Origin of the sequence: Nocardioides sp. (assembly GCF_035503875.1) — a bacterium.
In the GTDB taxonomy this organism is placed as follows: Bacteria; Actinomycetota; Actinomycetes; order Propionibacteriales; family Nocardioidaceae; genus Nocardioides.
Map to the genome: position 1 here is coordinate 38855 of NZ_DATJTA010000059.1, position 22428 is coordinate 61282.

The window sequence follows — 22428 nt, forward strand, 5'->3', positions numbered from 1 at the left end:
GTCTCGAACCCGCGATCCCATGGAGCAGGCATGACCGAGTCCCCGCAGCCCGACCCCCAGGCCGACCCGCCGTACGCGGCCGCCCCGCCACCGGCCTATGCCGCCGCCCCGCCGCCGGCCTACGGCGGCGTGCCCGTCACCGGATCCGTCGGCAAGGTCCGCAGCACCGGCATCTGCATCCTGCTGTACATCGTCACCCTCGGCATCTACAGCTGGTACTACTACTACAAGACCCACGAGGAGCTGAAGCAGCACACCGGCCAGGGCATCGGCGGCGTGGTGGCGCTGATCCTGGCGATCTTCATCAACATCGTGAACCCGTACCTCCTCTCGGCCGAGGTCGGGAACGTACGCCGTCTGCGCGGTCAGGAGCAGCGGGTCAGCGGCGCGACCGGCCTGTGGTTCTTCCCGGGCATGTTCATCCTGGTCGGCCCGATCATCTGGTTCGTCAAGACCAACGGCGCGCTCAACGACTACTGGGTCTCGCAGGGCGCCACCGCCTGAACCGAGCCTGACCCCCGGGTCACCTCGGCACCGGTCGTCTACGGTGTCGGGGTGACCCACCACCCCATCGTCGTCATGGGGGTCTCGGGCTCCGGCAAGTCCACCGTGGGGGCCGCGCTCGCGCAGCGGCTCCGGGTGCCCTTCGCCGACGCCGACGACCTCCACCCCGAGGCCAACATCGCCAAGATGAGCCGGGGGGAGGCCCTGGACGACCACGACCGGTACCCGTGGCTGGAACGGGTCGGGGCCTGGCTCGCCGAGCACCCCGACGGTGGCGTGATGAGCTGCTCGGCGCTCAAGCGCAAGTACCGCGACCAGCTGCGCCACCACGCGCCCGGCACCGAGTTCGTGCTGCTCGCCGGCAACCGTGAGGTGATCGAGCGCCGGCAGGCCTCGCGCCCCGGCCACTTCATGCCCGCGTCGCTGCTCACCTCGCAGCTCGCGACCCTCGAGCCGCTCGAGCCCGACGAGGGCGGACTGGTGCTCGACGTGAACCAGAGTGTCGACGAGATCGTGGAGGGGTACGTCCGGGCATGACCTTCGCCGTCCTGCCGCTGGCCACGGGTGACATCTACGAGCCGGTCGCGCCGGGCTGGCAGCTGGTCGTCGCGGCCCTCAGCGCCATCGCGCTGCTGGTCCTGCTGATCACCGCCGTCAAGCTGCACCCCTTCCTCGCCCTGATCCTCGGCGGCCTGACCGTCGGCATCCTGGCCGGGCAGAACGTCGGCGACGTGCTCACCACCTTCACCGAGGGCTTCGGCAGCACCACCGCCGGCGTCGGCATCCTGATCGCCCTGGGGGCGATGTTCGCGAAGCTGCTCGCCGACTCGGGCGGCGCGGACCAGATCGTCGACACCATCGTCGGCCGGGCGTCGACGCGCGCCCTCCCGTGGGCGATGGCCCTGGTGGGAGCGATCATCGGCCTGCCGATGTTCTTCGAGATCGGCCTGGTGATGCTGATGCCGGTGATCTACCTGGTCGCCCGGCGGGCACAGGTCTCGCTGATCACCGTCGGCATCCCCGCGCTGGCCGGCCTGTCGGCCATGCACGGCTTCGTGCCGCCGCACCCCGGACCGGTGGTGGCGATCGGCACCCTCGGCGCCGATCTCGGCATCACCCTCGGCCTGGGCCTGCTGGTCGCCGTCCCGACCATCGTCGTGGCCGGTCCGCTCTTCGGAGCGCTCGCCGGCCGGTGGGTCGACGTACCCGCTCCCGACACGTTCCAGGGCCGTGAGCAGGAGGACTCCGGGCCGCGGCCCTCGTTCGTGGTCACCCTGGCCACGGTCCTGCTGCCGGTCGTGCTGATGCTGGGCCGCGCGGTCACCGAGATCGTCGTCGACGACGAGGACAGCCGCCTCCAGCAGGTGATGGTGGTGATCGGCGAGCCGATGGTCGCCCTGCTGATCGCCGTCCTGGTCGCGATGTTCACCTTCGGGCGCGGGTCCGGGATGGGGCTGAAGGAGATCAGCGGCACCGTCGAGTCCGCGCTGCCGGGCATCGCCGGGATCCTGCTCATCGTGGCGGCGGGTGGCGGGTTCAAGGAGGTCCTGGTCCGCACAGGCGTCGGCACCCTGCTCGCGGACTGGGCCAAGGACGCCGACTTCTCGGTCTACGTGCTCGCCTGGGTGATGGCCGTGCTGATCCGGCTGGCCACGGGGTCGGCGACCGTCGCCACCATCACCGCCTCCTCGCTGATGGTCGGCCTCGTCGAGGGCATGTCCACCGCGGAGACCTCGCTGGTGGTCCTCGCCGTCGGCGCGGGCTCGGTGTTCTTCTCCCACGTCAACGACGCCGGCTTCTGGCTGGTCAAGGAGTACTTCAAGCTCAGCGTCGGCCAGACCGTCAAGAGCTGGTCGCTGATGGAAACGGTGCTGTCGGTCAGCGGTCTCGGGTTCGTGTTGGTGCTCTCGCTGTTCGTCTGATCAGATGACGGCCGTGGACGAACCCGCCCGGCCCGCGACCCGGCGCGACCGCGAGGTCGCCATCCGGCAGGTGGAGAGCGCCTGGGCGGCCGGTCAGATCGTGGAGGCCGATCGCGACCTGCGCGTGGACCAGCTGCGACGGGCCGAGACGCTCGGCGAGATCCGGCTGGTCGTGCACGGGCTCCGGGCGCCGTCGTACGACCCCGTGCCCGCCGCGAGCCCCGGCAGCCCGGCGCGTCCGGAGAGCGGGGCACCCTCCCGCCCGGCGGTGGCGAGATCCCGGTTCCCGGTGGGCGTCGCGATCGGGGCGCTGGTGGTCATGCTGGTGGCGGTCGGCGGCCTGGTCAGCGCGATCGGCGGTGACGACGACGTGGCCACCGCGACCGTCGAGCCTTCGGGCGAACCCGCGGAGGGCGAGGTCGACCTCTTCGGACGCGATGACTTCCGCGACCTGCTGGCCGACCTGGAGGACGGCATCGGCGGCACCGAGCTGTTCCAGGCGGTGCTGTACCCGACGTACGCCTCTCTCGACGTGCCGGTCGACGACCGCACCCACCGCAAGCAGTCGTACTACTGGGACGGCGACCTCGACGAGCCGGGCTCCAAGGGCACCAGCGACGACCCGCGCTTCGACCTCGCCGCGATCGACCACGCCGTCGTCGTCGACCTGGTCGGCCAGGTGCGCCGGCGGGTGGAGGACCCCACCTCCTGGTACGCCATCGTGCACGCGCCGGACGAGGACGACGGGGCGGTCTTCCAGGTCTACGCCAGCAACGAGTACGGCGAGTCGGCGTACGTGAGCGCGACCGCCGACGGGACCGTCGTCTACCGCTCGGACCCCAGCCCGTAGGTGTAGCGGCTCGACGGCACCAGGTCGAGGTCGCGGTCCGCGCCGATCCGAGCGACGCTCGCCATCAACGTCTGGACCCGGCGGCCGAGCTCGGCGTCGTCCCCACCACTGCCGTAGAAGGCGTGCACGTCGCTCAGCGCCGCGCTGGGGAAGAGCTCCTCGACGAACGCGCTGACGTACGGCGCGTCGGCGGTGACCGGCTCGGTGACGACGTTCTGGACGTAGCCGAAGGTCGCCTGGGTCCGGATCGCCACCGGGGTGTGCTCGACCATCCAGCGGCGCAGCCACTCGGCCGTCTCCAGGTCGGCCGGCTTGCGCAGCACCGCCACGTTGGCCAGCGCGTCGGCCCGGACGCCGTCCGCCACCTCCGGCGGGTCGAGGCGGCGGTGCTCGTCGACGCGCCATCCCGCGACCCGGGCGGCGGTCGCGTCGAGGAGCCCGGCAGTCGAGGCCGGGCCGTCGGTCCAGAGGCTGACGACGGCGCCGATCGGCTCCCCGGTCGGGATGCGCAGCGCGGGCGCGACGTCGGCGTCGTCGAGGTTGAGCTGCAGGCGGCGTACCCCGGCCTGGGCGAGCGCGGCGTGCAGGGCACCGTCGCGCAGCGCGGAGTGGTCGGGACCCCACAGGGCGAACATCAGCTTGCCGGTCGACGCGGTGTGCATGGGTCGGAACCTAGGTCGCCGCGCCGCCCGCGGCGAGCGGGATCCCACTGACAGGGTGGCCGGCCTTCTCCACAGGTACGGCGACCCCGGGTGACGGACGCGGAGCGCGTCCGGAAGAGTGACGAGTGCCATCCCGCTTTCTCGGACCGGAGGTGCTTGTCGTGTCGGACCCGTTCGCGCTGCCGCAACGGCTCGTGGTGAGCCCGCCCCTGGACGACTCCGAGCGCGAGCTCTTCGCCTCGCTCGCCCTGTGGCCGGGCCGCCCGCGGTCCCGCTCGCCGTGGGCGCTGTGCGCCGACGGCTGCTGCCTCGAGCTCGTCGAGGGCGCGTGCGCGGGAGACGCCGAGGACTGGCTGCGCTTCCTGCTGCGGGAGCTGCTCAGCCCGCGCGCCCGGGTCGCGCGCGAGCGCGCCGCCGGTGTGGGGCTGCACGAGCACCGGGTCGACGGGCGGATCCTGGTCGAGCTCCCGGCGCCGGTGCTGATCGCCGTCCGGGCGAGCCGGGTCAGCACGACGCGGCTCGACGACGAGCTTTTCGCCGCCGAGGACCGGCGCCGCGCCGGCCCGGGCGAGGTGGTCGAGCTGCGGACCGACCGGGCTCACCGCACCGAGCGGTAGACCTCCACGGTCCGTTCGGCGATCGCCGCCCAGCTGAACGCCTCGATGGCCCGCTGTCGTCCGGCCCGTCCCATCGCGGCCGCCCGGTCCGGGTCGCCGACGACCTCGTTCAGGGCCGCGGCGAAGTCGGCGACGTACTGCTCGGGAGCCAGCGGCGTGCCGGTGCCGTCGGTGGCCTGCTCGATGGGCACCAGCCGCCCGGTCACGCCGTCCTGGACGACCTCGGGGATGCCGCCGGTGGCGGTCGCGACGACGGCCGTCTCGCAGGCCATCGCCTCGAGGTTGACGATGCCGAGCGGCTCGTAGATCGACGGGCAGGCGAAGGCGGTGGCCGCCGTCAGCAGAGCCACGACGTCGGGGCGGGGGAGCATCTCGGCGATCCACACCACGCCGGTGCGGGTCGCGCGGAGGTCGTCGACGAGGCCCTCGACCTCGGCCATGATCTCCGGGGTGTCGGGGGCTCCGGCGCAGAGCACGACCTGCACCTCCGGCGGCAGCTGCGCGCAGGCGCGCAGGAACAGCGGCAGCCCCTTCTGCCGGGTGATCCGGCCGACGAACACCACCGACGGACGGTCCGGGTCGACGCCCAGTTCGCGGACCCGGTCCGGCGCGACGATCGGCTGCCAGTCCTCGGTGTCGATGCCGTTGTGGACGACGTGCACCCGCGCCGGGTCGACCGCGGGGTACGACGCCAGCACGTCGCGGCCCATCGCCTCGGACACCGCGATGACGGCCGCGGCCGACTCGTACGCGGTCCGCTCGGCCCACGAGGAGACGGCGTACCCGCCGCCGAGCTGCTCGGCCTTCCACGGCCGCAGCGGCTCCAGCGAGTGGGCGCTCACGACGTGCGGGACGCCGTGGAGCAGGCTCGCGAGGTGGCCGGCCATGTTCGCGTACCAGGTGTGCGAGTGCACGAGGTCGGTGCCGCCGCACGCGTCCGCGATCGCGAGGTCGACGCCGAGGGTCCGCAGCGCCGGGTTGGCGCCCGCGAGCTCGGCGAGATCGGCGTACGACGACGTGCCGGCCTCGGCCCGAGGCGCGCCGAACGCGTGCACGCGGGCGTCGAGGTCGCCGCGGGATCTCAGTGCCCGCACCAGCTCGGCGACGTGCACCCCGGCACCGCCGTACACCTCGGGCGGGTACTCCCTGCTCAGCACGTCGACTCGCACGTCCGCAACCTACTCCGGCCGCGCTAGGTTGCCTTCATGAGCGCCGCCCGCAAGAAGGTCCTGGCCATCGTCCTCGCGGGTGGGGAGGGCAAGCGGCTGATGCCGCTGACCGCCGACCGGGCCAAGCCGGCGGTGCCGTTCGCGGGGATCTACCGGCTGATCGACTTCGCGCTGTCGAACGTCGTGAACTCCGGCTACCTGCAGGTCGTCGTGCTGACCCAGTACAAGTCGCACAGCCTGGACCGGCACGTCACCCAGACCTGGCGGATGTCGAGCATGCTCGGCAACTACGTCGCGCCGGTGCCCGCGCAGCAGCGGGTCGGCAAGCACTGGTACCTCGGCAGCGGCGACGCGATCTACCAGTCGCTCAACCTGATCCGCGACGAGGAGCCCGACATCGTCGTGGTCGTGGGCGCGGACCACGTCTATCGGATGGACTTCGCCCAGATGGTCGAGCAGCACGTCGAGAGCGGCGCGGCGTGCACGGTCGCCGCGATCCGGCAGCCGATCGGGCTGGCCGACCAGTTCGGCGTCATCGACGTCCACCCCGAGGAGCCGCGGCGGATCCGGGAGTTCCTGGAGAAGCCCACCGACCCCGTCGGCCTGCCCGACAGCCCCGGCGAGGTGCTGGCCTCGATGGGCAACTACGTCTTCGACGCCGACGCGCTGGTCGAGGCGGTGACCCGCGACTCGACGACCACCGGGTCCAAGCACGACATGGGCGGCGACATCGTGCCGTCGTTCGTACGTCGCTCGCAGGCCGGCGTCTACGACTACAAGGACAACGTCGTGCCCGGCGCGACCGACCGCGACCGGGGCTACTGGCGCGACGTCGGGACGCTGTCGTCGTACTACGCGGCCCACATGGACGTCGTCTCGCCGCTGCCGGTCTTCAACCTCTACAACTTCGACTGGCCGATCTACACGTCGTACGGCCCGCAGCCGCCGGCCAAGGTCGTGCAGGGTGGCGAGGGCATCGACTCCCGCGTCGACGAGGCCGTCCTCTCGCCGGGCGTCGTCGTCAGCGGCGGCGTCGTGACCCGCTCCGTGCTCTCGCCCGCGGTCGGCGTCGGCCCCGGCGCGGTGGTCGAGGGATCGGTCCTGATGAGCGGGGTCCGCGTCGGCGCCGGCGCGATCGTCCGCAACGCGATCCTCGACAAGAACGTCATCGTCCCGCCCGGCGCCCAGATCGGCGTCGACCACGACGCCGACCGCGCGAACGGCTTCCTCGTCGAGGACGGCCTCACCGTGCTCGGCAAGGACCAGTCCTTCCCCGACGCTGGTTGAGGCCTGACGCTGGTTGAGGTGCGAGCGGAGCTTTCGTGACGCTGGTTGAGGTGCGAGCGGAGCGAGCCTCGAAACCTGTCTTGCCGAGAAGCGGCGGTGACTGACGCCGTCTTTCGGGTCACCGGGTTTCGAGGCTCAGGACTTCGTCCTTCGCACCTCAACCAGCGTGCGGCGGCTGTTCGTCCTTCGCACCTTAACCAGCGTGCGGCGGCTGTTCGTCCTTCGCACCTCAACCAGCGTCTGGCGGCAGGACGCCCGCGGCGCGGGCCGCGGCGGCGTAGGCGTCGGCGAGGGAGGCGACGGTCTCGTGGGCGTTCAGGCCGCTGGGGTTGGGGACGACCCAGAGCTCGGCGTCCGCGAGCGGTTCCGGTTGGCGACCCGGGACGGCCTTGGGGAGGCCGAAGGCGGCGCGGTACGCCGTGATGCCCGCGATCGCGACGACGGCCGGCCGGACCCGTCGTACCGTCTCGACCAGCGCGGCGCCGCCGGTGCGGTACTCCTCCACGCTGAGCTCGGACGCCTTGGCCGTGGCGCGCCGTACGACGTTGGTGATCCCGATCCCGCGGGCGCGGAGGTGGTCGCGGTCCTCGTCGGTCATCCCGGCAGCGGGGTCGATCGGCCGGGTGACGATGCCGGCGCGCAGCAGCGCGGGGTAGAAGCGGTTGCCCGGGTGCGCGAAGTGGGTGCGGGTCGCGGCCGTCCACAACCCCGGGTTGATCCCGACGAAGAGCAGCCGCAGCGGCGGGTCGTCGGGTCCCGGGAGCAGGTCGGGCACCTCCGCGTCGCGGAAGGACTCGAGCTCGGCGCGCGTGAAGGTACGGCGCGGGGCGTCGGTCGTCATGCGGCTACCGCGGCGCGGAGTAGAGCACCTGGATGGCGTTCGCGACCTTGCGCGGACGGCCGTCCGAGGGCTTGTTGAGCACCCGGTTCACCCCGTTGGGCCGGCGGGCGACGAGGGTGGAGGAGCCACCGCCGTCCAGGTTCAGCGCCTCCTCGGCGCCGAGGCGGAGCATCATGTCGGCGAGCTCCACCATGGTGTAGCCACGGCTCGCGGCCTGCCGCCCGTCGACGACCAGCATCAGGATCTCGGACGTGTCGTGGCTGATCCCGATGGCGGTGCGGGGGTGCATCTCGCGGTCGTCGGTGACGGTGCGTACGCCGTTGCGCACCAGGAAGCTGTTGCTGGTGATCGCCATCCCGGGACGGCCGGTGATGCCGCGAGCGATGCTGATCCGGTCGCCGAACTTCAGCTGACGCAGCAGCCGCGCACCGGAGCCGCGCCCGACCAGCATGAAGCCCTTGATCCGGTGACCGGCGCGGAGCCGGGCCTTCTTCCGCACGACCTTCCCGTTGACGACCTGGACCTGGACGACGCGGCTCTTCTGGCCGTCGGTGACGCCGTACCCGGGCGTCGATCCCCAGCGGGCGTTGTAGAGGCCGATGCCGCCGTCGGGGATGCTGGGGGAGTTGATGTTGGTCAGCGGCCAGTCGCGGTGCTGCTTGATGCGCGTGCGGACCTGGATCGGGCCGATGAACGGCTTCTTGCTCTTGCTGACCGTGAAGCCGGCGCTCCACGACGGGCTCGGTCCGTGCAGGAACCCCTTCGCCCGCTCCGCGCCGATGCCGAACGGGGCGCCGGAGTCGCCGATGTCGAAGAAGTCGCCGTTCACTGCGGCGACGGCCTTGCGGTCGAGCATCCCGCGGACGCGCTGGGTGTTCGCGATCCGGCCCGGGTTCGCGTAGTTGAGCCGGAGCCCCGGCTGCTTGTAGTTGATCCGCAGCAGGTGGGCCTTGATCGGGCCGCGCGCGTTGGTCTCGGACCAGGAGGAGTACGTCACTCCCGGCGCGACGGTGTACCCGGTCGGCGTCGTGCTCCGCGGTGCCGCGCTGCGGGCGTACGACGGCAGGTCGCGCGCGATCGGTCCGCGGACCCCGTCGGAGGAGTGCCGGGGGTACGGCTGCCCCGTGGAATCGGCGAACGCGGTGCCGGGGATCATCAGGGCACCACCCAGCAGGCCGGCGGTCAGGGTCAGTCGGCGCTTGGTCACCTGCGCAAGGTTAAACGGGCGCGCGGCCCCGTTCGGCCAGGCGGGTTCGTGTGTCCGCTTCGGAGGCGCTCAGCCGCACTCGACGGAGCCCAGCCTCGCCAGGCCCTCGCGGTCTCCCGGGCCGAGCTCGGTCTGCCCGATGTTGCCCTCGTACATCAGCTCGCTGCGGTCCTCGACGTGGTCGAGGCCGATGACGTGGCCGAGCTCGTGGGTGATGATCGCGCGCATCAGGTCGTCGCCGCCCCGCTTGTCGTCCAGCTCGGCGAACAGGTCGGTGTCGAGGGCGATGGAGCCGGTGATGTAGGTACGGCGCCCCTGGCGTTCCACGTACGTGCTCCCGCCGAGGCCCGCCACGTCACCCGCCAGGCGTGGCACCTCGGTGTCGTCGGCCCAGCCGATGAGCACCGGCTTCGCGCGGTTCAGCCCGTCGATGCGGTCCTCGAAGTCGCGGTCGTCGGTGGTGCCCTCGTCCTCGAACCGGAACCCGGTCGCGTCCGCGATGTCCGACGTCGCCTCGGTGACCAGGTCCTCCCAGCCGTCGGGCGCGCTGTCGGGATTGACGACGTACCGGATCGGGCGACAGGGGTTCCAGCTCACCGGCTCGTCGCTGCCGGGCTGGGTCGTCACGAACGCGTACTCGCCACCTTCCTCCGGCACCCCCACCAGCTCGCCCAACCGCCCGTCGAACCCGGCCAACTCCCGCAGCCGCCGCCCGGAGTCCGACGGGTCGACGAGGAAGACGCCGACCATGATGACCAGCACGACGAGCAGGCCGGGTACGACGGGCCCGCGCTGCTTGCGCTCTCGTCGTCGCGACGTCGTCGGTCCGGGGGAGCCCAGCGGGCGGTGCACCTGGTGCTGGTGGAGATGCCGGTCGTCGAGCCGGTCGAGCTCGCGCAGGCGTCGTTCCATCTCGCGTCGCCACCGACGCTGCGCACGTCGGTCGGCGAAGCTCACGCCTCCATTGTTCCTGGTCGCTGTCCACAGGCTTCACTTTCGGTGGTGCGTGACCTCCGAGGATGTGGGTAGTTTCCGGTTTGGCGTCTCGGGTCTGGATGCCGCGGCTCTCGGGAAGGACTCATATGAGACGACTCGTCACCGTGACCCTGGTGGTCGGCATGGTGGTCGGATCCGTGCTGCTCGCGGGTTGTCGGAGCGATGCCGATCCCGAGCCGAAGGTGTCGCCCACGGAGAGTTCTTCCGTCACGCCTACGCCCACTCCGACCGGTCCGGTCGAGCCCACGCTTCCCGCTGAGGCTGAGGGGGATGACGCCGCCGCTGCTGAGGCGTTCGTGCGGTTCTACTGGGACCTGGTTAATTACGCGCAGGCGACAGGTGACGTTGGTGCCCTGCGCGAAGTTGCCTCCGAGACATGCGAAGCCTGCCTCGCGGGCCTCAAAGGCATTGAGGAAGTCCACAGCGCCGGCGGCAGCATCGAGGGCGGTGACGTAAGCGTTTCTAGTGCGAGGGCCGAGCAAGTCACATCGCGTGAAGGCAGAGCCTTCACCGTCCAAGTGTCCACCGAGGTGAGCCCTCAACAGATATCGGAACCAAACGAGGAGCCCCGAAGGTTCGCAGGCGGGCCAGTTCAGTTCCAGTTCATCGTGCGTAACCAGGATGGGATTTGGTCCGTCATGCGTCTGGATGTCGACCAGTGAGATCGTTGGCTCGACTAATCGTCGCTTCAGCTGCGGTCGCGTTCGTTCCGTCGAAGGCATTGGCCGATAGCGACGTACGACCCGAACCGAGCCAATACGTCGTTGATGTCCAGAACAGTGCCAGTCAAACAACCGACTCCGTTTCAACCGCCGACGGGACGCCAGGGGTATATCACGAGAATCCTGTATGCAGCTTCGGTGGATCTGCCACATGCACGGAGGTTCGCTATTGCTCCGATGGATCTCAAATGGTTGAAGCTTGGCTTGAGAACAACGACGGATCCATCACGGAGCTGGGATTCGTGTGCCCAACAGAGTCAGAACCAGCAGCGCCCCCTGCGATCACCAACGCCATGGTCGCCCGCGCCTTCAAGCGCATCCCACTCCCGGCCTCGGAGCTGGTCGTCCAACCCCCGGGCGGCGAGACGCTGGTGAACTTCGCGACGAACTTCTACACCGAGGCGGCGCCGTTCGAGCGCTCGGTGACGCTGGTGGGGCAGCGGGTGGACCTGCGGATCCGGCCGAGCGGCTTCGCGTGGAGCTTCGGCGACGGCGCGGCAACGACCACGACGAGCCCGGGGGCGGCGTACCCAGCGTTGGACGTCACGCACGAGTACACCCGCGCGGGGCAGGTCGGACCGAGCGTCGACACGACCTACAGCGCGGAGTTCCGGGTCAACGGCGGTGCGTGGGAGCCGGTGGTCGGCACGGTGACGATGGTGGGAGAGCCGGTCGCGCTGCAGGTGCGGACGGCGAGCCCGACGCTGGTCGGGTACCGCTGACCGGAGGAGCGCCCGGTTAGGGTCGGCGCGTGGCCGAGCCGTGGAACACGTTCGTCGAGGGCGACAACCTCGACGTGCTGCCTCGCCTGGCGCAGATCACGGGCGAGCAGGTGGCGTACGACCTCGTCTACATCGACCCGCCGTACAACACCGGCAACGACTTCGCCTACCGCGACGACATCCGCGGCGACGCGACCACGACCCGCCACCAGGCCTGGGTGGAGATGATGCGCCCCCGGCTCGAGCACGCCCGCGAGCTGCTCGCGGACACCGGCGCGATCGCAGTCAGCATCGACGACAACGAGGCCGCCCACCTGCGCCTGCTCATGGACGAGGTGTACGGCGAGGGGCAGCGGCTGGCCCAGGTCGTCGTCAACCTCAACCCCAAGGGACGCCAGCTGGGGAAGGGGTTCGCGACCAGTCACGAGTACCTCCTCGTCTACGCGAAGGACGCCCGCCGCTGCGTGCTCGACGCCAGCAGCGCCGAGACCGTCGACGAGCGGGACTTCCCGCAGACCGCCCCGGACGGCCGGCGGTTCCGCCACCTCCCGCTGCGCAACACCAACAAGAAGTTCAACCCCGTCACCGCCCCGACCCTCCACTTCAGCGTCTGGGGCGACCCCGAGACGGGTGAGGTTCGAGGAGAGCCCTTCGGCGCCGCGGTGGAGGTCGCACCGGTCTTCGGCGACGGCACCCCGGCGGTCTGGCGCTGGAGCCGCCCCCGGATCGACGAGCGTCCCGACGACCTCGTCTGCCGCCGGATCAAGGGCCGGGCGGGGGAGCGGGTCGACATCTTCCAGCGCGACTGGCTGCATCGCGACGAGACCGGCGGCCGCCGCAAGAAGCTCACCACCATCTGGCTCGCCGCCGAGGTGGGCTCGACCGACACGGCGGTCGCTGAGCTGAAGCAGATCGTCGGCCACGTCTTCGAGTCGCCCAAGCCCACCGGCCTGCTGCGCCGGCTGCTCGGCACGATGCCCGACGACGCGCGGGTGCTCGACTTCTTCGCTGGCAGCGGTACGACGGGCCACGCCGTCGCCCTCCAGAACGCCGCCGACGGCGGCACCCGCCGCTGCGTCAGCATCAACTCCGCCGAGCCCACGCGGGTCGGCTCCAACGCCCAGGTGGCCGGCTACGCGACCGTCGCCGACATCACCCGGGCGCGGCTGCAGGCGGTGGCCGACACCGTGGGCGGCGGCTACCAGGAGCTCAGCGCCGGATGCACCTGACCTCCATCTTCCAGGTCCACCCGCAGCCGTTCTCGTCCGGCGGGCGCGGCATCACCATCGTCGGGTCGGTCCCGATCTCGACGAGGTCGTCGTACGACGTCCGGAACGGCGCCGCCTCCGGGTCCCGGTCGGTCACCTTGACCCTCTCCTCGACGTAGGTCAGCAACGTCGCGGACTTGATCACCTTGACGTGGCGCTCGAACCAGAGCTCGTCCAGCCGTGTCGACGCGATCCGCTCGGCGCGGACGACACCCCAGGGCATGTTGGGGTCCAATCTCCCGAACGTCCGGTGCAGCGTGAGCGCCTGCAGCTGCTTGATCACGACGTCCCCGTCGTCGGTGCGCTCCACCGTGCACTCCAGGGCGAAGCCGCCGGCGAGCTCGCTCGCGCAGTAGGTCTCCGCGCCGCCCTCCGCCTCACCTCGCGCGTGGCTGATCGACACCTCCCACTCGTGCTCGCGCGATCCGTAGGAGACGGACAGCCGACTCGCCTTGTCCCAGTGCCGACGGGGGATGGGCGTCCACTGGTCGTCGCGCGCGATGAACGTCGACGGCCCCAGGTCGGGCACGCTGCGTTCCAGCACCCGGCGCACGTGCTCGTCCATCAGCTCGGGCATCCGGAGGGCGTCGTACTCCGCGAGGGCGTCGACGGAGGCCGGGTCCATGACGGACTCTCGGGGCTCGTCCCCGGATCGCAGCGGTACGACGACCGCCCCGGCGAGCGCGATCGCGGCCAGCGCCCCGCCGGCCAGACCGAGTCGGCGGCGACGGATCCGGCGGCGGCCGTCGGCGATCGCGCGCGTGGGCAGGGGAGTGGGCGGCTCGTCGTGGGTGACGTGGTCGTGCAGCAGCGTGGTCAGGTCGCGTTCGGTCATGACAGCTCCTCGGCGAGATCGGGCAGGTGACGGCGCAGTGTGTCGAGCGCGCGGGACGTCTGGCTCTTGACCGTGCCGCTCGCGACGCCGAGCACCCGCGCGACCTCGTCGACGGGCAGGTCCTCGAGGAAGCGCAGCGCGACGATCGCCCGCTGCCGCGGCGGCAGCAGCTCGAGCGCCCGGCCGAGGTCGAGCGGAGAGTCGCCCGCGGTCGGTGCCGCCAGGTCGGGCACCGTCTCGAACGCGGTCTCCGGCCGGCGGCGGCGCAGGTGGCTGAGGCACTCGTTGACCACGATGCGGCGGGCGTAGGCCAGCCGCGTCGCCGGCCGGGTGCGCCCCCACGCGGCGTACAGCTTGGCCATCGCCTGCTGGGTCAGGTCCTCGGCGAGGTGCCAGTCGCGGACGACCAGGTACGCCGTACGCCGCAGTCCCGCTGCGTGCGCGCCGAAGAACTCGGTGAACTCCGGCTCGCGTCGGTCGCGTCTCGTCACACCTCTGCTACGCCTCCTGACACCCCGCGGGTTCGCACGACGATGAATCTATTGACAATCGATAGTTCTCGAGCGAAATTCGATGCATGAAACTGCTCGATCGCGTCATGCTCCCGCTTCGCGTCCTGCTGGTGGTGTTCTTCGTCGGACTCGTCTTCGGTCAGGTGGTGAGCCTGCCGGGACAGTTCGCCCACCTGGCCAGCGAGGAACCGGACCTGGCGTACCTGCGCTGGCCGCTGACGGTCTGGTCGATCCTGGAGGTCCTCGCGGTGCAGGTCGTGGTCGTGTGCACCTGGCGGCTGCTCTCCCTGGTGCGGGCCGACCGGATCTTCAGCGAGGAGGCGTTCCGCTGGGTCGACGGGATCGTGGCGGCGCTCGCGGCCGGCTGGGCGCTGTTCGCGAGCTTCGCGGCGTACGTCATCGCCAGGTCCGACGAACCCGGCACGCCGATCCTGCTGATCGGCATGACGCTCGCCGCCGGAGTGGCACTGCTGGTGATGGTCGTGATGCGCGCCCTGCTCCACCAGGCCACGGCGCTGCGGCTCGACCTCGACGGGGTCATCTGATGCCGATCGTGGTGCGCATCGACGTCCAGCTCGCGAAGCGGAAGCTGTCGGTGGGTGACTTCGCCGACCAGGTCGGGCTGACCCCGGCCAATGTCGCCGTGCTCAAGAACGGCCGCGCCAAGGCGGTCCGGTTCAGCACCCTCGAGGCGATGTGCCGGGTCCTGGACTGCCAGCCGGGCGACCTCCTGGAGTGGGTCGACGACGACGCCGCTACACCCCGGCGGCCCTCTCCAGCGCCGTGACAGCGTCGTCGAGGTGCCCGAGCAGGCGCTGCAGGTGCGGGACCGTCCGTCGGCAGCCGGTCAGTCCGAAGCCCATCTTCCCGTCGTACGACGTGCAGGTGATGTTGAGCGCCATCCCGTTGATCGGGATCGACAGGGGGTAGGTGCCGACCATCTTGGCGCCGTTCCAGTAGTGCGTCGTGCGCGGGCCGGGCACGTTGCTGATCACCAGGTTGTACGGCGACCGCACGATGCCCTGCATCCGCAGCAGCGGCGGCAGGATCGCCGGCGCCTGGCCGAGCGCGCTCATCGCGACGATCTGCAGCGGGGTCATGCTGGAGAGCGCGACCTTGCCCTCGTCCATGGAGCGGTGGATGGTCGCGAGCCGGTCGGCCGGGTCGTCGAGGTCGGTGCCGAGCTTGCACATGACGGCCCCGATGGCATTCCCGCCGTCGGCGGAGGCGAGGTGCGACTGCTTCGCGTTCAGCCCGACCGGGACCATGGCGACCAGCGGCGCCTGGGGGAGTGCGCCGAGCTCGAGGAGGTACTGCCGCACCGCGCCCGAGCACATCGCCAGGACGACGTCGTTGATCGTCGCGCCGCTCGCCTTGCCGATCGCGCGCAGCCGCTCGATCGGCCAGTCCTGCGCGGCGAAGCGCCGCGAGCCGGTGATCCGCTCGTTGAAGATGGTGCGGGGCGCGTGGAAGGAGACCGCCGACGTCTCGTTGCGGATGCCGGCGTTCAGGGTCCGGATCAGGGCGGCGGGCAGTCCGGCCGCCTCCGCGGTGAGGCCCAGGCCGGTGGAGAGCGCGTGGCGGAACAGCTCGGCCGGTACGTCGTCGACGGCGTCCTGCCGCTCGCCCGGCTCGGGGCGGACGCCCCACGGCGCCGGCATGTCGCGCTGGTCGGGGTCGGTGCTGAGCACGCTCTGCATCAGGCGCATCGCCGAGATGCCGTCGAGCAGCGCGTGGTGCGTCTTCGTGTACAGCGCCACCCGGCCGTCGCGCAGCCCCTCGATCACCGTCGACTCCCACAGCGGCCGCTCCCAGGCCAGCCGGGTGCTGTGCAGCCGTCCGCAGAGGTCGAGGAGCTCGCGGATCCGCCCCGGCTTCGGCAGCGCGCTGTGCATGACGTGGTGCTCGAGGTCGAACTGCTCGTCCTCGCGCCACACCAGCTGGCCGGCCGTGGACAGCGATCGGTACGGGTGCTTGAGGAACAGCGGGCGGACCTCCGCCACGTCGGTCATCGCCTCGTACATCCGCCGCGTGTAGCCCCGACCCGCCCCCTCCGGGTTCTCGAACAGCTGCAGGCCTCCGACGTGCATGGGCTGGCTGCGGTTCTCGGCGAGCAGGAACCCGGCCGAGGTGGGGTCGATCGGAGTGACCACGGAGGGCCTTTCGCTGGCGGCTGTCGGGGACGCGGGGCGACGCATGGCGACTATCGCCAATGGTGAGGTCGGCCACAAGGGGCGACGGGCCCTCTTCCGTCCGCAGGGCCGGTTCGCGCACGGGTTCTCCCCAGGCACACCGCGGTCGCGGCCGACCGTCCCCGGCCGTTCCTAGCGTCGTCGGTACGCCGGAACTCGCCGGCGCACCGACCCTCTCGGAGGTCCACCCATGCCCAAGCTCCTCGCCCTGGCCGTCGCGGCCGGAGCCGCCCTGCTGCTCCTGCTCGGCAGCAGCCTGTCCGCCAGCAGCACCACCACCCAGGCGCCCGCGCCCGACACGATCGTCGAGGTCACCGGCGACGCCGCCAACGGCTTCGAGATCCACTACTACGACGGCTCCGCCCTCTACCCGCCCACCGACTCCGAGGCCCGCGCCGAGTGCGGCGAGTACGACACCCGCGTCGCCCGCGTGCGCTGCCGCACCGAGGTCCGCACCTGGTACCGCGACCTCGGCCACCTCCGCCAGGCCCTCGAGTGGGCGCACGCTCACCCGTGACCGGCGCTGACTGACGCTGGTTGAGGTGCGAGCGAAGCGAGCCTCGAAACCCCGAGAGCCGAGCAGCAGCCCCCACCACCACCTCTGGCACGATCGGTCCATGGAGGCCGGGCCGTTCGACAGGATGTGGAGTCGCGGCCGGTTGTCCATGCGGGCGCGCATCGCCCGGCTCAGCTCCAAGCGCTGGCAGATCGCCCAGTGCGCGGTGGCGGCAGGCGTCGCGTGGGTGATCGCGGCGGACCTGTTCGACCACCCGACGCCGTTCTTCGCGCCGGTCGCCGCCGTGGTGGCCCTCGGGACGTCCTACGGCCAGCGGCTGCGCCGGGTCGCCGAGATCACCGTGGGGGTCGCGGTCGGGGTGTTCATCGCCGACCTGCTGGTCCTGGAGCTCGGCACCGGCGGGTGGCAGATCGCCCTGATCGTCGCGCTCGCGATGTCGAGCGCCTTCCTGCTCGACGGCGGCCAGCTGCTGGTCACCCAGGCCGCGGTGCAGTCGATCATCGTCGCCACCCTGGTGCCGGAGCCGGACGCCGCCTTCACCCGGTGGACCGATGCGGTCATCGGCGGCGTGGTGGCCCTGGTGGCGGCCTCGGTAGTGCCGGCAGCACCGCTGCGCCGTCCGCGGGAGCAGGCGGCGGTCGTGGTGCGCAAGATCGCGGAGCTGCTCCGGGCGGCGGGCGAGGTGATGGTCGACGGCGAGATGCAGCACGGTCTCGACCTCCTCGCGGACGCCCGGTCGACCGACCACCTCATCCGGGAGCTGCAGGCGGCGGCCGACGAGGGGATGGCCGTGGTCGCCTCCTCGCCGTTCCGGGTCCGCCACCGCGGCAACATCCGGCGGATGGCCGACCTCGTCGACCCGCTCGACCGGGCTTTGCGCAGCACCCGGGTGCTGGTCCGGCAGGTCGCGGTCGCGGCGTACCACCGGCGGCCGGTGCCGTCGTCGTACTCCGTGCTGGCGATGGACCTGGCCGACGCCGCCGAGAAGGTCGCCGCCGAGCTCGGCGCCGACCGGATGGCCGTCGCGGCTCGCGACGAGCTGCTCGCCATCGGGGACGCGAGCGGGCGCGTCGAGCGGTCCCAGGAGATGACGGCGGAGGTGGTGCTGGTCCAGCTGCGATCGGTCGTGGTCGACCTGCTGCTGCTGACCGGACTCGACCAGCGGGAGACCACCGAGGCGCTCCCGCCGCCGCCCCGGTGAGCGCGCGATGACCGGACCGGCGACGACGTGGGTGCTGCACGTCGACCTCGACCAGTTCATCGCAGCGGTCGAGCTGCTGCGCCGCCCCGAGCTGGCCGGACGGCCGGTCGTCGTGGGCGGTCGCGGAGACCCCACCGAGCGGGGCGTCGTCTCGACGGCGTCGTACGAAGCGCGCGAGTACGGCGTCGGCTCCGGGATGCCGCTGCGGCTGGCCGCCCGCAAGTGCCCGGACGCGGTCTTCCTGCCCGTCGACAAGGAGGCGTACGACGCGTCCTCGGCCGAGGTCATGGCCTGCCTGCGCTCCCTGACCTGGGGCGGTGCTCCGGTGGTGGTCGAGGTGCTCGGTTGGGACGAGGCCTTCGTCGCCGCGAGCGTGCCCGACGCCGACCTCGACCCGCAGGCCTTCGCCGACCGGATCCGCGAGGAGGTGCTCGCCGTGACGCGACTGCACTGCTCGGTCGGCATCGGCGACACCAAGCTGCGGGCCAAGGTCGCCACGGACCTCGGCAAGCCGCGCGGGACGTTCCGGCTGACGGCGGAGAACTGGTTCGAGGTGATGGGGGAGCGCCCCACGCGGGCGCTGTGGGGGATCGGCGGCAAGACCGAGAAGAAGCTCGCCGCGCTCGGCATTGAGACCGTGCGCCAGTTGGCCGAGTCCGACGCCCGGATACTCGCCGCGGAGCTCGGCCCGACGATGGGGCCGTGGTACCACCGGCTCGGCCGCGGGGCCGACACCAGTCCGGTCGACGCGACGCCGTGGGTGCCGCGGGCGCACGGGCGCGAGACCACGTTCCAGGACGACCTCGTCGATGCCGACCGGATCGCCGACGAGGTGCGGCTGCTCGCTCGGCGCGTGGTCGAAGACATCGACCGCGAGGGGCGGCCGGCCGCTCGGGTCGGGCTGAAGGTGCGCTTCCGGCCGTTCTTCACGGTCAGCCGCAGCCTGACCCTGCCCGCGCCGACGAACAACCCGGCAGTGCTCGCGGACGCGGCCGTCTCGCTGCTGGACCGGCTCGACGACCGTGACCGCGAGCGGCCGGTGCGGCTGCTCGGCGTACGCCTGGAGATGGTGCCGCCGGAGGGCGGCTACGCGAGGTAGGTCAGATCCCCGCGCGCAGCTCGCGGACGACAGAGTCGACCACGGCGACCAGGTCGCCGCCGGTGCGGGCGGCGACCTCGCGCTGGCGCTGGTACGACGCACCCCGCCGCGGGATCTCGACGACCGAGGCCAGCTCGGCGGAGCAGCCGAGCCGCTCCGCCACCGGCTCGAGCCGGACGACCAGGTCGGCGAGGTCGTCGGTGATCAGCCGCTCGTTGGAGTGGGCGTCCAGGATCACGATCGCGTCCAGGCCGTAGCGGGCCGCGCGCCACTTGTTCTCCTGCACGTGCCAGGGCGGCATGGTCGGCAGCGTCTCGCCCGCGGCGAGCCGGCTGTCGAGGTCGACGACCAGGCAGTGCACGAGCGCGACGAGCGCGGCCAGGTCGTCGATGCTGGAGACGCCGTCGCAGACCCGGTTCTCGATCGTGCCGAGGTGCGGCGCGGGGCGGATGTCCCAGCGGATCTCGGACAGCACCTCGATGACGCCGGTGGTCAGCTGGTCCTGCGCGAAGGACTCGAACTCGTCCCAGGTCGCGAACTGGAAGGGCAGCCCTGCCGTCGGGAGCTGCTGGAACATCAGCGCCCGGTTGGAGGCGTACCCGGTGTCGATCCCGGCCCAGATGGGGGAGGAGGCGGAGAGCGCCTGCAGGTGGGGGTACCAGTTCAGCAGCGCGGAGAGCACGGGCATCACCCGGTCGCGCTCGGGCAGCCCGACGTGCACGTGCACGCCCCAGATCAGCATCTGCCGCCCCCACCACTGGGTGCGGTTGATCAGCTCCTCGTAGCGGTGCCCCTCGGTGAGCTGCTGCCCCGTCCAGGACGCGAACGGATGCGTGCCGGCGCCGTACAGGTCGATGTCGAGCTCGTCGCCGGCGGTGACCGCGGCGGCCAGGGTGGTGCGCAGGTCGGTCATCGCCTCGTCGACCGTGTGGCACACGCCGGTGACCAGCTCGACGGTGTTCTTCAGGAGCTCCTTGTGCATCCGCTCGGGGTCGGCGAGCCGGGGCTTGGCGCGGGCGAAGAGATGGCTGGCGTCGTTGCGGAGGTCGCGGGTACGACGGTCCACGAGGGCGAGCTCCCACTCGACGCCGAGCGTCGGTTCGGCTGAGCCCCGGAAGTCGATCCGCACGGGACCAGCCTTCCACAGAGGTGTCTGACGCCTCTGGCAGCATCACGCCCATGGCGGACGTGCGAGAGGTCAACCTCGGGCTGGACTTCTGCCTCCGGATCGGGGAGGTGCTGCTGTCCTCGGGCGCCGGTGCGGCCGACGTGACGGCGACCATGCAGACACTGGCCCACCACCTGGGACTGCGCGAGGCCGACATCGACGTCACGTTCACGTCGCTGTCGATGAGCTGGCAGCACAGCCCGGAGGAGGTGCCGCTGCTCGCCACCCGGCTGGTGCGGCAGCGGGTGATCGACTACGAGCACCTCACCCGGGTCGACCACCTGATCCGGGCGGTGCTGCGCGACGAGGTGACGCTGAAGGAGGCGCGCACCTCGCTGGCCCGGATCACGTCGTCCGGCCACGACCGCCCGCGGTGGGCCATCACGCTCGCCTGGGGCCTGATGTGCGCGGGGGTGGCGATCCAGCTCGGCGGCGGTCCGGTGGTGGTCGCGCTGGCCTTCCTGGCCTCGGCGAGCATCGACCGGCTGCAGCTGGCGATCTCCCGACGCCGGATCCCGACCTTCTACCAGCAGGTCGCCGGGGGCGGCGTCGCGACGCTGATCGCCCTCGCGGCCGCCTCGACCCCGCTCGACGTGGACGTCTCGCTGGTCGTCACCGCCAACATCGTGATGCTGCTGGCCGGGATCGGGTTCATGGGCGCCCTCCAGGACGCCCTGACCGGCTTCTACATCACCGCCGGCGCGCGGCTCACCGAGGCGCTGCTGGCCACGGCCGGCATCATCGGCGGCGTCAGCGGCGGGCTCAGCCTGGCCGGGGTGCTGGGCGTCGAGATCCCCCAGCTCGACCCCGGCACGGGCGACCTGCAGAGCGCCAGCATGCTGGCGGTCGGCTCGGCCCTGTGCGCCGGCTCGTTCGCGTACGCGTCGTACGCCCCCCGGCGGATCCTGCTGCCGATCGCCCTGGTCGCCGCGGTCGCCATCGGCATCTCCCAGTCCGTCGAGCTGCCCGGCATCGGACGCACCTGGTCGGTGGCGATGGCGGCGCTGTTCGTCGGGCTGGTGAGCTACACGGTCGCGGGCCGGATGCGCGTCCCCCCGCTGGTCGTCGTGGTGTCCGCGGTCGTGCCGATGCTCCCGGGCCTGTCGATCTACCGAGGTCTCACCCTGCTCGCCGAGGGCGGCGAGCAGACGTCCGCCGGCCTGCTCGCGATGGTCACGGCCGCCTCCGTGGCGATCGCCCTGTCGTCCGGCGTGATCCTCGGCGAGTACGTCGCCCAGCCGCTCAAACGCGAGGCGCGCAAGATGGAGTCGCGGCTCTCCGGCCCGCGGCTGGTCGGCGCGTCCCGCAGCATGACGCGCTCGCGGCGCCGCCCCCGCGGCGGCTCCTGACGGCGCCGGCCCGGAGGCTCAGCGCGGCGCGGGTCCGGCGACCCGGGCCAGCCAGGCCCGGGGCGTCTCCAGGTCGAACGGCGGCTGCCCGCGTCGTACGTCGTCCAGCACGGCGTCGCGGCTCGTCTCGGCGAGCCGCACGATCTCGGGCGGGTAGCCGAGCGTAATCTGGTGCTCGGCGAACTCGTCCTCGTCGTCGACCCAGGCCACCCCGTCCGAGCCGCGAATGACGTCGAGGTCGAGGTCGACGGCGCGCAGCGTCGTACCGTCCCAGGACGGCGGGGTCGTCATGTCGACGTACACCGTGCACCAGATCCCCGGGGCGTGGAACGTCGCGCACCAGGGCCGGTCGCGCGGGGCGAGGGTCACCGAGTCGACCTCGGACACGAAGCTCAGTCCGGGCCGGGCGTGGAGCGTCCCCGCGGGGACACCGAGCCAGTCGCCGTGCTCGTCGGAGCCGAGGTACGTCGCGCCGAGCTCCCAGTGGGGCCGGTCGCCCCACTTGCTCAGCTCGATGCGGGCCGGATCACCTGGTCGGGGGAGCACGGGTTTCTTTCTACCGGGTACACCTAGGCCATGAGCATCCTGCGCAAGGTGGCGGCCATCGGTATCGCCAAGAAGGTGTACGACGAGGCCCGCAAGCCCCACAACCAGGCCAAGATCAAGGCCGGCGTGTCGAAGTTCCAGGAGTCCCGGGCCAAGCGGCGGCGCTGAGCGCTCGCGCTCGTTTCAGGGGGCGCAGGTCCATCACGGTATGCAGACGGACCTGCACCTCCCATGGCGGGCAC

Annotated in this window: 26 protein-coding genes; 16 read left to right on the forward strand and 10 right to left on the reverse strand. The window is 71.7% G+C overall.

Annotated features, from left to right (window positions below):
* Positions 1–30 precede the first annotated feature (30 nt).
* The 4 genes from VMF51_RS14405 (at position 31) to VMF51_RS14420 (ending at position 3276) form a co-directional block, all read left to right on the forward strand.
* Positions 31–504, forward strand: coding sequence for a DUF4234 domain-containing protein (locus tag VMF51_RS14405; RefSeq protein WP_325475137.1), 474 nt, complete (start codon positions 31–33; stop codon positions 502–504).
* Positions 505–579: 75 nt separating this feature from the next.
* Positions 580–1041 carry a gluconokinase gene (locus VMF51_RS14410; RefSeq protein WP_325475169.1) on the forward strand — a complete coding sequence of 154 codons (462 nt, stop codon included), beginning with the start codon at positions 580–582 and terminating at the stop codon, positions 1039–1041.
* Positions 1038–2426, forward strand: coding sequence for a gluconate:H+ symporter (locus VMF51_RS14415; RefSeq protein WP_325475138.1), 1389 nt, complete (start codon positions 1038–1040; stop codon positions 2424–2426). The genes VMF51_RS14410 and VMF51_RS14415 overlap by 4 nt, the downstream gene beginning before the upstream one ends.
* Positions 2427–2430: 4 nt before the next feature.
* Positions 2431–3276: a hypothetical protein gene (locus tag VMF51_RS14420; protein WP_325475139.1), complete on the forward strand. Its 846-nt coding sequence runs from the start codon at positions 2431–2433 to the stop codon at positions 3274–3276.
* Here VMF51_RS14420 and VMF51_RS14425 read toward each other — a convergent pair.
* The gene (locus VMF51_RS14425) at positions 3252–3938 is read right to left on the reverse strand and encodes a hypothetical protein (RefSeq protein ID WP_325475140.1); all 687 of its coding nucleotides are present in this window, start codon (positions 3936–3938) and stop codon (positions 3252–3254) included. The two genes, VMF51_RS14420 and VMF51_RS14425, sit on opposite strands and share 25 nt — an antisense overlap.
* 161 nt (positions 3939–4099) lie before the next feature.
* On the opposite strand from VMF51_RS14425, the gene VMF51_RS14430 reads away from it, so the two are divergent.
* Positions 4100–4555 carry a hypothetical protein gene (locus VMF51_RS14430; RefSeq protein ID WP_325475141.1) on the forward strand — a complete coding sequence of 152 codons (456 nt, stop codon included), beginning with the start codon at positions 4100–4102 and terminating at the stop codon, positions 4553–4555.
* On the opposite strand, the gene glgA is transcribed toward VMF51_RS14430, so the two are convergent.
* On the reverse strand, positions 4537–5724 hold the full coding sequence (glgA, locus tag VMF51_RS14435) for a glycogen synthase (RefSeq protein WP_325475142.1): 1188 nt from the start codon (positions 5722–5724) through the stop codon (positions 4537–4539). The two genes, VMF51_RS14430 and glgA, sit on opposite strands and share 19 nt — an antisense overlap.
* A 36-nt stretch (positions 5725–5760) precedes the next feature.
* Here glgA and VMF51_RS14440 point away from each other — a divergent pair, with 36 nt between their 5' ends.
* A complete protein-coding gene (locus VMF51_RS14440) occupies positions 5761–7011 on the forward strand; it encodes a glucose-1-phosphate adenylyltransferase (RefSeq protein ID WP_325475143.1) in 1251 nt (416 codons plus the stop codon).
* A 229-nt stretch (positions 7012–7240) separates the two neighbouring features.
* On the opposite strand, the gene VMF51_RS14445 is transcribed toward VMF51_RS14440, so the two are convergent.
* The 3 genes from VMF51_RS14445 to VMF51_RS14455 form a co-directional block, all read right to left on the reverse strand.
* A complete protein-coding gene (locus tag VMF51_RS14445; protein ID WP_325475144.1) occupies positions 7241–7852 on the reverse strand; it encodes a mismatch-specific DNA-glycosylase in 612 nt (203 codons plus the stop codon).
* A 4-nt stretch (positions 7853–7856) separates the two neighbouring features.
* Positions 7857–9059, reverse strand: a complete 1203-nt coding sequence (locus VMF51_RS14450) for a phosphodiester glycosidase family protein (RefSeq protein ID WP_325475145.1) — start codon at positions 9057–9059, stop codon at positions 7857–7859.
* Between the two features lie 69 nt (positions 9060–9128).
* Complete coding sequence (locus VMF51_RS14455) at positions 9129–10016, reverse strand: matrixin family metalloprotease (protein ID WP_325475146.1); 888 nt, start codon at positions 10014–10016, stop codon at positions 9129–9131.
* 143 nt (positions 10017–10159) lie between these two features.
* On the opposite strand from VMF51_RS14455, the gene VMF51_RS14460 reads away from it, so the two are divergent.
* The 3 genes from VMF51_RS14460 to VMF51_RS14470 all read left to right on the forward strand — a co-directional run bounded on the left by VMF51_RS14460 (position 10160) and on the right by VMF51_RS14470 (position 12728).
* Positions 10160–10717 (forward strand): DUF6318 family protein, encoded by a 558-nt coding sequence (locus VMF51_RS14460; RefSeq protein WP_325475147.1) that lies wholly within the window; start codon positions 10160–10162, stop codon positions 10715–10717.
* A gap of 353 nt (positions 10718–11070) precedes the next feature.
* Positions 11071–11499 carry a hypothetical protein gene (locus VMF51_RS14465; RefSeq protein WP_325475148.1) on the forward strand — a complete coding sequence of 143 codons (429 nt, stop codon included), beginning with the start codon at positions 11071–11073 and terminating at the stop codon, positions 11497–11499.
* 29 nt (positions 11500–11528) lie between these two features.
* Positions 11529–12728: a site-specific DNA-methyltransferase gene (locus tag VMF51_RS14470; RefSeq protein WP_325475149.1), complete on the forward strand. Its 1200-nt coding sequence runs from the start codon at positions 11529–11531 to the stop codon at positions 12726–12728.
* On the opposite strand, the gene VMF51_RS14475 is transcribed toward VMF51_RS14470, so the two are convergent.
* Together VMF51_RS14475 and VMF51_RS14480 are read right to left on the reverse strand one after the other, a co-directional pair.
* Complete coding sequence (locus VMF51_RS14475) at positions 12709–13602, reverse strand: hypothetical protein (RefSeq protein ID WP_325475150.1); 894 nt, start codon at positions 13600–13602, stop codon at positions 12709–12711. The genes VMF51_RS14470 and VMF51_RS14475 overlap by 20 nt on opposite strands.
* Positions 13599–14093, reverse strand: a complete 495-nt coding sequence (locus tag VMF51_RS14480) for a SigE family RNA polymerase sigma factor (protein WP_325475151.1) — start codon at positions 14091–14093, stop codon at positions 13599–13601. Before VMF51_RS14480 ends, VMF51_RS14475 begins: the two co-directional genes overlap by 4 nt.
* 86 nt (positions 14094–14179) lie before the next feature.
* Here VMF51_RS14480 and VMF51_RS14485 point away from each other — a divergent pair, with 86 nt between their 5' ends.
* Both VMF51_RS14485 and VMF51_RS14490 read left to right on the forward strand, forming a co-directional pair.
* Positions 14180–14659 carry a DUF2975 domain-containing protein gene (locus tag VMF51_RS14485; RefSeq protein WP_325475152.1) on the forward strand — a complete coding sequence of 160 codons (480 nt, stop codon included), beginning with the start codon at positions 14180–14182 and terminating at the stop codon, positions 14657–14659.
* Entirely contained in the window at positions 14659–14901 is a 243-nt protein-coding gene (locus VMF51_RS14490) for a helix-turn-helix transcriptional regulator (protein ID WP_325475153.1), read from the forward strand. Before VMF51_RS14485 ends, VMF51_RS14490 begins: the two co-directional genes overlap by 1 nt.
* On the opposite strand, the gene VMF51_RS14495 is transcribed toward VMF51_RS14490, so the two are convergent.
* The gene (locus tag VMF51_RS14495; protein ID WP_325475154.1) at positions 14870–16267 is read right to left on the reverse strand and encodes a wax ester/triacylglycerol synthase family O-acyltransferase; all 1398 of its coding nucleotides are present in this window, start codon (positions 16265–16267) and stop codon (positions 14870–14872) included. The genes VMF51_RS14490 and VMF51_RS14495 overlap by 32 nt on opposite strands.
* A 229-nt stretch (positions 16268–16496) precedes the next feature.
* On the opposite strand from VMF51_RS14495, the gene VMF51_RS14500 reads away from it, so the two are divergent.
* The 3 genes from VMF51_RS14500 to VMF51_RS14510 all read left to right on the forward strand — a co-directional run bounded on the left by VMF51_RS14500 (position 16497) and on the right by VMF51_RS14510 (position 19123).
* Positions 16497–16823 carry a hypothetical protein gene (locus VMF51_RS14500; protein ID WP_325475155.1) on the forward strand — a complete coding sequence of 109 codons (327 nt, stop codon included), beginning with the start codon at positions 16497–16499 and terminating at the stop codon, positions 16821–16823.
* 100 nt (positions 16824–16923) lie between these two features.
* Positions 16924–18024, forward strand: coding sequence for an FUSC family protein (locus tag VMF51_RS14505; RefSeq protein ID WP_325475156.1), 1101 nt, complete (start codon positions 16924–16926; stop codon positions 18022–18024).
* A gap of 7 nt (positions 18025–18031) precedes the next feature.
* Positions 18032–19123: a DNA polymerase IV gene (locus tag VMF51_RS14510; protein WP_325475157.1), complete on the forward strand. Its 1092-nt coding sequence runs from the start codon at positions 18032–18034 to the stop codon at positions 19121–19123.
* Between the two features lies 1 nt (position 19124).
* Here the strand turns inward: VMF51_RS14510 and VMF51_RS14515 are convergent, their stop codons facing one another.
* Positions 19125–20252, reverse strand: coding sequence for a glutamate--cysteine ligase (locus VMF51_RS14515; protein ID WP_325475158.1), 1128 nt, complete (start codon positions 20250–20252; stop codon positions 19125–19127).
* A 50-nt stretch (positions 20253–20302) separates the two neighbouring features.
* Here VMF51_RS14515 and VMF51_RS14520 point away from each other — a divergent pair, with 50 nt between their 5' ends.
* The gene (locus VMF51_RS14520; protein ID WP_325475159.1) at positions 20303–21640 is read left to right on the forward strand and encodes a threonine/serine ThrE exporter family protein; all 1338 of its coding nucleotides are present in this window, start codon (positions 20303–20305) and stop codon (positions 21638–21640) included.
* An 18-nt stretch (positions 21641–21658) separates the two neighbouring features.
* Here the strand turns inward: VMF51_RS14520 and VMF51_RS14525 are convergent, their stop codons facing one another.
* Positions 21659–22186, reverse strand: coding sequence for a DUF402 domain-containing protein (locus VMF51_RS14525; protein WP_325475160.1), 528 nt, complete (start codon positions 22184–22186; stop codon positions 21659–21661).
* 30 nt (positions 22187–22216) lie between these two features.
* Between VMF51_RS14525 and VMF51_RS14530 the strand changes: the two genes are divergently transcribed.
* The gene (locus VMF51_RS14530) at positions 22217–22354 is read left to right on the forward strand and encodes a hypothetical protein (protein ID WP_325475161.1); all 138 of its coding nucleotides are present in this window, start codon (positions 22217–22219) and stop codon (positions 22352–22354) included.
* Positions 22355–22428: the final 74 nt, after the last annotated feature.